Source organism: Rheinheimera sp. (genome assembly GCF_020217005.1).
Taxonomy (GTDB): domain Bacteria; phylum Pseudomonadota; class Gammaproteobacteria; order Enterobacterales; family Alteromonadaceae; genus Pararheinheimera.
Window position 1 is genome coordinate 1 of record NZ_JAIWOI010000174.1, and the last position, 10,000, is coordinate 10,000.

Annotated in this window: 8 protein-coding genes and 1 pseudogene; 5 read left to right on the forward strand and 4 right to left on the reverse strand. The window is 47.2% G+C overall.

Annotated elements, in window-relative coordinates; translation table 11 throughout:
* Positions 1-14 precede the first annotated feature (14 nt).
* On the forward strand, positions 15-152 hold the full coding sequence (locus LDL40_RS08495) for a LytTR family transcriptional regulator DNA-binding domain-containing protein (RefSeq protein ID WP_300994848.1): 138 nt from the start codon (positions 15-17) through the stop codon (positions 150-152).
* 206 nt (positions 153-358) lie between these two features.
* Positions 359-676, forward strand: coding sequence for a DUF3718 domain-containing protein (locus LDL40_RS08500; protein WP_300994842.1), 318 nt, complete (start codon positions 359-361; stop codon positions 674-676).
* A 10-nt stretch (positions 677-686) separates the two neighbouring features.
* Here the strand turns inward: LDL40_RS08500 and LDL40_RS08505 are convergent, their stop codons facing one another.
* Positions 687-2,300 carry a methyl-accepting chemotaxis protein gene (locus tag LDL40_RS08505; RefSeq protein WP_300994843.1) on the reverse strand — a complete coding sequence of 538 codons (1,614 nt, stop codon included), beginning with the start codon at positions 2,298-2,300 and terminating at the stop codon, positions 687-689.
* A 432-nt stretch (positions 2,301-2,732) separates the two neighbouring features.
* Between LDL40_RS08505 and LDL40_RS08510 the strand changes: the two genes are divergently transcribed.
* Both LDL40_RS08510 and LDL40_RS08515 read left to right on the forward strand, forming a co-directional pair.
* On the forward strand, positions 2,733-3,863 hold the full coding sequence (locus LDL40_RS08510; RefSeq protein ID WP_300994844.1) for a discoidin domain-containing protein: 1,131 nt from the start codon (positions 2,733-2,735) through the stop codon (positions 3,861-3,863).
* Between the two features lie 39 nt (positions 3,864-3,902).
* Positions 3,903-5,816: a di-heme oxidoredictase family protein gene (locus tag LDL40_RS08515; protein ID WP_300994850.1), complete on the forward strand. Its 1,914-nt coding sequence runs from the start codon at positions 3,903-3,905 to the stop codon at positions 5,814-5,816.
* Between the two features lie 85 nt (positions 5,817-5,901).
* On the opposite strand, the gene LDL40_RS08520 is transcribed toward LDL40_RS08515, so the two are convergent.
* Positions 5,902-6,141, reverse strand: coding sequence for a hypothetical protein (locus LDL40_RS08520; RefSeq protein ID WP_300994845.1), 240 nt, complete (start codon positions 6,139-6,141; stop codon positions 5,902-5,904).
* A gap of 241 nt (positions 6,142-6,382) precedes the next feature.
* Positions 6,383-7,981: an isocitrate lyase gene (locus tag LDL40_RS08525; protein WP_300994846.1), complete on the reverse strand. Its 1,599-nt coding sequence runs from the start codon at positions 7,979-7,981 to the stop codon at positions 6,383-6,385.
* Between the two features lie 192 nt (positions 7,982-8,173).
* Between LDL40_RS08525 and LDL40_RS08530 the strand changes: the two genes are divergently transcribed.
* Entirely contained in the window at positions 8,174-9,115 is a 942-nt protein-coding gene (locus LDL40_RS08530) for a LysR family transcriptional regulator (protein ID WP_300994847.1), read from the forward strand.
* A gap of 63 nt (positions 9,116-9,178) precedes the next feature.
* On the opposite strand, the pseudogene LDL40_RS08535 reads toward LDL40_RS08530, so the two are convergent.
* A pseudogene (locus LDL40_RS08535) lies at positions 9,179-10,000 on the reverse strand (malate synthase A); the annotation flags it as partial.

Genomic DNA, 10,000 nt, shown 5'->3' on the forward strand with positions numbered 1-10,000 from the left:
TGCATCGTTCTACCATAGTCAACTTACATCATGTGCATAAAGTGCAACCACATAACAATGACTATCAATTGTTACTGTCTAATGGCCAGAGCGTAGCGGCTTCCAGGCGGTTTAAAGCCGATTGGTCAGAACAGTTACTCCCCGCCAGATAATTAAGTTTGCACAAACTTATAGCCCGGCAGATAGCTATATTTGCCTGGCTTTTTAGTTTCAACCTGAAGCAAAAAAACGACAAAAAGCGCGGTTCCCTCTGGTCACTTCTGCAATTCCTCTGGTCACAGAGCAGAGGAAAACCTTGAGGTCTGGTAGCAGACTTCAGCTATGGCACTTGCCATAGTTCAACTCAGAGGACAACACCATGAAAACTGCCTTTCTTTTCGCTGCAGCAGTACTGTCAGTATCAGCCACAGCCATGGCTGATACTTATATCCCACCTCAGGTCCAAGATGTTCTGGTAGAAGTCTGCAGTAATACTCAGACTGACGACAGACTGTCATTGCGTAAGACCTTGCATCAGAACCGCTTATCAAAAAAAGCGGCTGTGACCAAAGTAGTCTGCAATGGTCAGGCCTTAATGGATTTCGCCCGCAGTTCGAACGCGAACAAAGTAGTAGCTATGCTAAGTCCTTATGAACAGCGCGCCAAAGTCTCAATTTCCGATCTAGTGGCGCCTTAATCTGTTGACGTTAGCCCTGACTTTTGATTTTAAACAATGACACTGTTGTACTTAAATGGCCGGCCAGTTCAGTCATAGACTGAGCGGCCTGCCCAATCTGTTGATTGCCCGCTAAAACCTGTTCGCCTAACAGTCTGAAATTCTGCACTTGCTGCCTTAATTCCGCCACATCCTGCTGAGCATCACTGGCAATACTGGCTGACTGCTGGCTGACATCTGCCAGTTGTAATATCACAGCACGGCTTTTCTGCAAGGTGTCGACCAAAGCGGAAGACAACTGAACAGACTGAGCAGCCTGCTGCTGATTGGATCCCATAGTGGTGACAGCGGATTGGATCGATTGCACTATGGTCTCCAGCATACGGTTAATTTCAACTGTCGACTGGTGGGTGCGGATCGCCAGAGTCCGCACCTCGTCAGCCACTACTGCAAAACCCCGCCCAGAATCTCCGGCCCTGGCTGCTTCTATCGCCGCATTTAATGCCAGTAAATTGGTTTGAGCAGCAATATCGGCAATAGTTTTAACTACGGTTGAGACCTGATCACCAGCGACCCGCAATGTCAGTAACATAGATGCCGTAGTTTCAATATCAGTGGCCAGCCGGAGTATGCTGTCGCTACTTTGTTTTACCTCTTGCTGAGCCACAACCAATTGCTGTGCCCCTTGCTGAGCGTGCTCTGCAGCAGAAGCTGAGCAGGCTACGCTTTGTTGCATTTGCAACTCAAGTTGCTGCATCAGATCAACTAAACGTCCTATATCATTCTGCAGGTGCTGCACTGTATCAGCGGACACTTCTGTGCTGCTGCTCAGGTTTGCAACTGCTTTGCCGATTTGACCTATAGCGCCCTGAACTTCCCTCATGCCGGCGCTGAATACCTGCAACAAGCCTGTTAAGCTGACAGACATCATGCCGAGCTCACCTTGTTGCTGTTGGTCAAACTGCACCGTCAGATCCCTTTGTTGTGCCAGATAGGTGATTTGGCTGGACAGGCGTTGAATTGGTGTCGCAATTTGCCGCTGCGCTAATACAAAAGCACCAACAGCAACCAGAACCAATACTGAAATTAAACTGATAATAACGACAAAACTCAGGGACAACTGCTGCGCTATCGCCATAGAACCGGTATTCGCATCGGCAGCAACAGCAGCACGCAATTCCCCCAATCGTTTAGCCAAAACGGCGGAACTCTGAGTTAAAACAGCTAATCGCTCTCTGGCCAGATCCCAATCCACAGAAGATGCTGCCATCACAGTGCTTAACTCATCCAGTGCAGCATGGAATAGCTGCAGCTCAGTCTTCACAGATAACTTGAGCTGCCGCTGTAACTCCTGGTCTGCTTGCTGCAGTTTCTGCTCCAGTTGCTGTTGCTTAGTCTTAAAGTTGTCACTGTCTAAGGTAGTACCATACAAAGAGTAACCAGCCAGTTCCAGCTCTTTACTGTTGGATAACAACAGGTCCAACTGAGCCAGAGCTGGTAACGTAATGCCGGTAAAACTGTCGACCCGCAAACGGATTTGCTGGTTATTATTTAAAAGCACAATGGCAGAAATTATCGCCACTATTAGCACTGCAGCGTAACCTGCAATGATTTTACTGCGGATTGAGTGAAACATTTGGGCCATAGGCTACTCCGGTGGGCATCTACAAAGACATAAGTGCAGTTTAAGCTGCTCAATTCAACCAAGACCGACCCAGAGCCAATAAACTTTCGGCTTAGTGACTAAGTTTTTCAAACCTAAGTTTGTGGCCAATAGGTCACCTCCTTGTCATAGCTGATCCTTTATACTTTAGCCTATAAAAGAACAAAGATTGGACAAAAAAACAGCCTTACTCTCCGCCAAGCCCTTGTATCTAAAAAAGATAAATTAAATCCAATTATTTATTCAGTTTTGTTTAAATCTGGTCGCTTTATTATTGAGTTGTAACGGGTTTACTAAATCTCATCGTTTGAAAATGAGACTGCAGCGAGTACACATCTTTACAACGTAGTCAGGGTCACAACAGTACATTAGCGTTTTCAACCACCTATGCGATCAATCTCAAAGGAGATGATAATGAATCCGGTTTCCTCCCACAGAACACGATCTGGTTTTGGCGCCAGATTGGCGGGCATCAGTAAACTACTGAGCCCGGTCTTGTTGTTAGTACTGGGTAACACTGCGAGTGCAGACCCGGTGAATTTAGCTTTAAATAAAAAAGTGACGGCAAGCACTGAACTACGTCGGGCCAAAATGGCTGTAGATGGTGATCCGGGCAGTCGCTGGGAATCAGCCCACAAAGTAGCTCCGAGTTGGCTGGCAGTAGACTTAGGTAGTGTCAGTCAAATCAGTCAGGTCAAGATTGACTGGGAAGACGCCAACGCAGAAATATATGAAATTCAGGGCTCAGACGACAACAGTAACTGGACCACTTTGTCAGTCCAGACTGGCGGTAAAAAAGGCAACAGAACTGATACTGTGGATCTGAACGCCCAGTACCGTTATTTGCGTGTCTTCGCCACTAAACACAGTGAGCATAATGGTTATGGTTTTTCCATTTGGGAATTAAAGGTTTTAGGCACAGCAGGTGACGGCGCACCAGTCTCTCCTGATGCTCCGCCAGCTGGCAGCAGCAATATAGCCAAAGGCAAAACCACCTACGCCAGTAGTCATTTACAATCCTCAGCAAAAGCAGTAGATGGCAATACCGATAGCCGCTGGGAGTCCAACCACCGCGAATCCCCTTCATGGATGTCAGTAGATTTAGGCTCGGTCAGTGCCGTGCAACAAGTCGCTATTCATTGGGAAGCGGCCAATGCAGCCAGCTATGAAGTACAGGGCTCATTGGATAACAGTAACTGGACCACCTTAGTAACGCCTTATATAGATGAGTTTGGTAACAGAATAGACAGATGGGATCTGTCTGGTGACTACCGTTATATCCGCATCAACGCTTTAACACCAAGCTCAGGAAACGCCTGGGGTTATTCAATTCGCGAGCTTGAAGTTTTTGGTCAAACCGGTGAAGCGCCTCCGACAAATCCTACGGAACCAACAGAGCCAACTGACCCTACAGATCCTACAGACCCAACGGATCCGACTGAGCCTACGGATCCAACAGAACCTTCAGAGCCAGCTCCGGAACCTGTACCACTGCCTGAAGGTGCCTTACCTCTGTTCCCTGAAAACACTAAAGTAGTTGAGTAAATTCAGTACAAAGAAGCAGATGGTACTTTAGTGACCTTGATGGGAGCACGCCCAACAGAACGTCATGCCCGCGAACGGGGTGAAGCCTGGGATGCGCCGGATCAGGGACCTGGTCGTTACCTGACCTTCCCACCTTTCTATTTCCAGAACCGTACTTTTGGTCTGGAAATACGCGACACTATCCCGGCTGGTGGCAATACCATCGAAGTCTGGTTGCATGTCAATGAAGGCAGCTTCCGTGGAACTACCTTTAGCTTGTTCCGTAACATCGAAAACCCAAATGTAAGGGATTTTGGCTGGTCGTTGAACTATGGCTTTAATAACCCGAATGAAGGGGGCCAGCCTTTATGCCATTCCGGTAAACGTGAATGCATGATGAGCTTTAACTCTAACTGGCGCACAAGCCCTCATAGTCCGCTGAAAATTGGTGACAAAATTGAACTGGCACCGGCTCCACGTTTATTAACACCAGTGATAGATGGTGGTGGTGAGCGTTATTACTCCTTTGAACAGCTGTATATTGTTGGTGTAGGCATGCGTCCCTGGTACGGTGTAGCACCGAACCTTGACTCTGAACCTCTGCCAAATCATACCCTGCTTGGTGGTGAAACCAGTGTATCGTACAACTACTCGGAAGAACCTTTCCGTATGTTCCAGCAGATGGCGAATAACATAGGGATAGGCAATACCTTAAGATTCTCTAAAGGCCGTCGTTTATTCCATACTTCTTTTGCCTCAGGTATTCACTCAGAGTCCCCAACGCAAAATCCGGTCTTTGCTGAACACCAAAATCAGTTAGGCCCTCGTTATAACAATGAGCGTTGTATAGGTTGTCACCAGAACAATGGTCGCAGTCTGGCGTTAAAATCCGGTGATAAGCTGGACACTTACTCTGTATTTACCGGCATGATGGCGGATGACAAAGTGGTGGCCGATCCACTGTATGGTTTAACTATTCAGGCCAAAGCCAGGGCAGCCAATGCCGATGACTATTCAGTGACTGTCACTGGTTATCAGACTGAAATTAAAACTCTGGCCGATGGCACAACAGTCGAACTGCAAAAACCTCTTTACGAGTTCAAAGGCCCGGTACCAGAGTTGTATTCAGTGCGCCAGGCCCCCCAAGTTATAGGTATGGGGTTACTGGAAGCTATTCCGGAGCAAGCCATTCTGGCGAATGTCGACATCAATGATGTCAATGGCGATGGTGCTAAAGGTGTAGCACATTGGGTAAAAAATCCGGAAACCGGGGCTACTCAGTTAGGCCGTTTTGGTTGGAAAGCCACTAAGGTCAGCGCCCGTCATCAGGCGGCTGAAGCTTTAGTTCAGGACTTGGGCGTGACTTCCCCTGTCTATCCACAACGTTCTTGCCAAAAAGGAGCGGCAGATTGTCAGCAACATTCGGGCACTACTCATATTTCAGAAGGTGAGCTGGAGCATTTAACCCAGTATCTGGGTTTATTGGGTGTACCGGCTCAACGCAGTTTACGCAGCGGTTATCCTGATGGCATTCGGGTATCACCTGAGCACGACGTCAATCCACAACTGATAGCCCAGGGTAAACAGCTGTTTGTGCAAAGCCAGTGTGTAGCTTGTCATACCGCCAGCTTTACCACAGGCAAAACTCACCCTCTGGCCGAGCTGCGCAATCAGAAAATCCAGCCATACAGCGACTTATTGCTGCACGATATGGGCGCTGGTTTAGCCGACAATCTACCACAGGGCAAAGCCTCAGGTTCTATGTGGCGTACCGCGCCGTTATGGGGTTTAGGTAGTCTGAAGTATGTGCAGGGTGGCGAAGATAAAGTACGTTATCTGCACGATGGCCGCGCCCGTACTTTGGACGAAGTTATTTTATGGCACGGCGGCGAAGCCACTCAAAGCCGCAGCCTGTATGAAAACCTGACCGCAGAGCAACGTACAGCAGTAAAAGCTTTCTTACAGTCCTTGTAATAGGTTGAAATCAATGAAAAAAGCCGCAGTTCTTTATTAAAAGTAAGCGGCTTTTTTATTGGCTGGACAAGCGATAAAAAGTGGTTCAGAGCCGGTCGATTTTTTTAGCGTAATGCCAGGCAATGGCAATCAGAAACAGGCCCCCCAAGATCAGCGAGAAAAAAGCCGGAGACTGCAACAGGCCAAGTTCAGTCTTCAAGCTTGCGGCTAAAGCGACACCCAAAGCGGTTCCAAACAAAATCCCTATCAGAGTCAAAGCAACAACAACAAACTTTAATGTGCTTTTTAAGTCGTTACGTTTGGCGTTTTGTACTGAACTCATCATTAGAAATCTCCCTTAATCTTTAAAAATGCTGACAGCCTCTCCGGCTTCTGTATATAAAACTGCCAGAATAAAAAAATGAGATCAAGGCGTTGCGATAAAACTCCCAGCTGACACTCTGTAAAAAAAGGCAGCCTTACGGCTGCCAATGTCAGTCTAAACCGACCACGTAAATCAACAATTACGAAGGGAATATACCCAAAGCCCTGTCAATACTTCAGGTATAGTCGGCCATGCGCCAGGGTTAAGAAAACTGGTTCATGGTATTGTCTTTCCCTGAAGCCTTCAGCGCAGCTTCTCCAGAGAAGTACTCTTTGTGATCATCACCAATGTCCGAACCCGACATATTCTGGTGTTTCACACAGGCGATGCCCTGACGAATTTCCTTGCGTTGTACACCAGCCACATACCCCAACATACCAGCAGCACCAAAATACTCTTTGGCCAGATTGTCGGTCGACAAGGCCGCTGTATGGTAAGTCGGCAAAGTGATCAGGTGATGGAAAATGCCTGCTTCACGGGCAGCATCAGCCTGGAAAGTCCGAATACGGTTGTCGGCTTCCAAGGCTAATTCAGTGCTGTCGTAGTCAGCACTCATCAGTTGGGCTCTATCGTACGCAGACAGATCTTTACCTGCTGTTTTCCAGGCATCAAATACCTGCTGACGGAAATTCAGCGTCCAGTTGAAAGACGGGCTGTTGTTGTACACCAGCTTGGCATTAGGCACCACTTCACGAATACGGTTGACCATTTCAGCAATCTGACCGACATGAGGTTTTTCTGTTTCAATCCATAACAAATCGGCACCGTGCTGCAATGAAGTAATGCAATCCAGCACCACACGATCAACACCACTGCCTGGCTTGAACTGGAACAAACCACTTTGCAGGCGTTTTGGTTTTAACAGCTTGCCATTGGCTTTGACCACCACATCGCCATTTTGGATATCGGAGGCGCTTTGAATGTAATCACCATCTAAAAAGCTGTTGTATAAATCACCTAAATCCCCCGCTTCGTTGGTGACAGCGATTTGTTTAGTTAAACCAGCACCCAACGAATCAGTACGAGCCACAATAATGCCGTTTTCGATGCCTAATTCCAAAAAGGCATAACGCACCGCATTAATTTTTGCCAGGAAATCTGCGTGAGGCACTGTGACTTTACCGTCCTGATGACCACATTGTTTTTCGTCCGACACCTGGTTTTCAATCTGAATGGCGCAGGCACCGGCTTCAATCATCTTCTTCGCCAGCAGATAAGTGGCTTCGGCATTACCAAAACCAGCATCTATGTCAGCAATAATAGGCACTACGTGGGTTTCGAAGTTGTCGATTTTATTCAGCACTTCGGCGGCTTTGGCTTGATCGTCTTTGGCACGCGCATCATCCAGCTCACGGAATAAACCACCTAATTCACGGGCATCGGCCTGCTTTAAGAAGGTATATAACTCTTCGATTAACGCAGGCACTGCAGTTTTTTCATGCATCGACTGATCAGGCTGAGGGCCAAATTCAGAACGCAATGCAGCTATCATCCAACCCGATAAATACAGGTATTTACGCTTAGTGGTACCGAAATGTTTCTTGATGGCGATCAGTTTTTGCTGACCGATAAAACCATGCCAGCAACCTAAAGACTGAGTGTACTGACTGCTGTCAGCATCATAAGCTGCCATATCTGCACGCATAATATCTGCAGTGTACTGCGCTATATCTAACCCTGTTTTAAAGCGATTTTGCAGCTGCATACGGGCGGCAGATTCAGCATTAATAGCGGCCCAGCCTTTTCCTTGTGCTTTGCAGCTTTGTTCCAGTTGTTTAATGGTCTGTTGATACGCTGACATGATGCATCCTCTGTGGTGTTGTCTTTAGTTTGTCCGGCTTTTAGTAAGTGCCGCTGTTGACATTCACTATAGGTTTCAAAATATAGATTCATGTAGCTGATTTTTTTGATTCTCGTCATTCATTGTGTGAATATGTAAAGCACTAAATCAGCCTTTAACTGGCGGCGTAATAGCCCTAAGAAGCGGAAGCAGATGAATATCAGCAAAATTGACCTGAATTTATTGGTGTATCTGGATGTATTACTGCGGGAAAAAAACGTCACCCGCGCAGCCAACCAGCTGAATATCACTCAGCCTGCCATGAGCAATGGCTTAAAACGACTGCGGGATTTATTAAACGACCCTATTCTGGTGCGTACTTCAGACGGTATGGTGCCAACAGAGCGGGCAAAAGATCTGGCACCAGTAGTACGGGGTATTTTGCTGACACTGGAAGAAACCTTACAACCAAATAAAGACTTTGAACCAGAACACAGCCATCGCGTTTTTCGCATTATGGCCAGCGATTATGCAGCATCTACCCTAATCCCGGCTTTGCTTAAGAAGCTACGGGCTCAGGCACCTTGTACTTCGCTGGACATTATGACTCCGTCAGATGTGACCTTTCATGATGTAGAAAATGGCAAAGTGGATATGGCAATTAACCGTTTTGATCAACTGCCGCAATCTTTTCACCAGAAAACCATTTGGCGTGATAGTTTTGCCTGCCTGGTCAATAGCTTAAACCCTATTCTTGGTAACTTTAATTTAGACACTTACCTAAAAGCCCAGCATATCTGGGTCAGTAAAACTGGCTTTGGTGTAGGTGTGGGTATGGATCCGGCTGACGTGCAAAAACTGGGTTGGGTGGATGAAGCCTTAGCCAAGTTTGGCAAGCAGCGCAGCATCAGCGTTTTTACCCGTAACTATCATGTGGCTATGCATTTGGCAGTAGAGACAGATTTGATTGCAACTTTGCCTTTACGCGCTGCGCTCCTGTACCAGAATGACGCGACGATGAAAGTGCTGGATCCGCCTTTTCCAATCCCTTCGATAGAGCTGAAAATGATCTGGAGTCCGTTATTACATCAGGATGCCAGTCATATCTGGCTAAGGCGATTAATTACCGAAGTGGCAGACGAGCTGCATTTGTAAGCATTAAATTGGGGTCAGATCACATTAGTTATGCATAACTAATGTGATCTGACCCCAATTTTATTAAGCAGTTAACAGCTCATAAGCCGGCAGGGTCAGGAAATCAACCAATTGATCTGCTGTGGTAATTTGTAGCAGTAATGCCTGAGCACGCTCAAACTGTTGTTGCTGCCACAATTCCTCACCCACCTCTGCGCGCACTACTGTCGCTTCTTGCAGCAACATCTGTGCGAACAACTCCTTCGTCACTAACTGGCCATTATTTAAACTTTTGCCGTGTTTAATCCATTGCCAAATAGAGGTACGGCAAATTTCAGCCGTTGCAGCGTCTTCCATCAGGCCATAAATTGGCACACAGCCTTTACCACTGATCCAGGCGGCGATGTACTGCAAAGCCACGCGAATATTAGTTCGCATACCGGCCTCTGTGCGCTCACCAGAACTTGGCGCTAATAAATCTGCTGCTGTGACAGGCGCATCCTCAGCGCGACTGACATGCAACTGATTGGTTTTGCCATTGGTCAGGTATTGGTTAAACACGTCATTCGCTGTTGCTGCTAAACCAGGATGCGCTACCCAGGTGCCGTCATGACCGTTGCTGGCTTCGCGTTCTTTATCCGCTGTCACTTTGGTTAAAATTGCCTGATTTGCAACAGGGTCTTTTGCCGGAATAAATGCCGCCATCCCTCCCATCGCCAAAGCTCCGCGCTTGTGGCAGGTTTTGATCAGAAGTTTTGAATAGGCCGATAAAAACGGCTGATCCATAGTCACTACCTGACGGTCCGGTAACACGCGGTCAGCATGATTTTTTAAAGTTTTGATATAACTAAAAATATAGTCCCAACGACCGCAGTTCAGCGCCACTATGTGCTCACGCAGTGCATG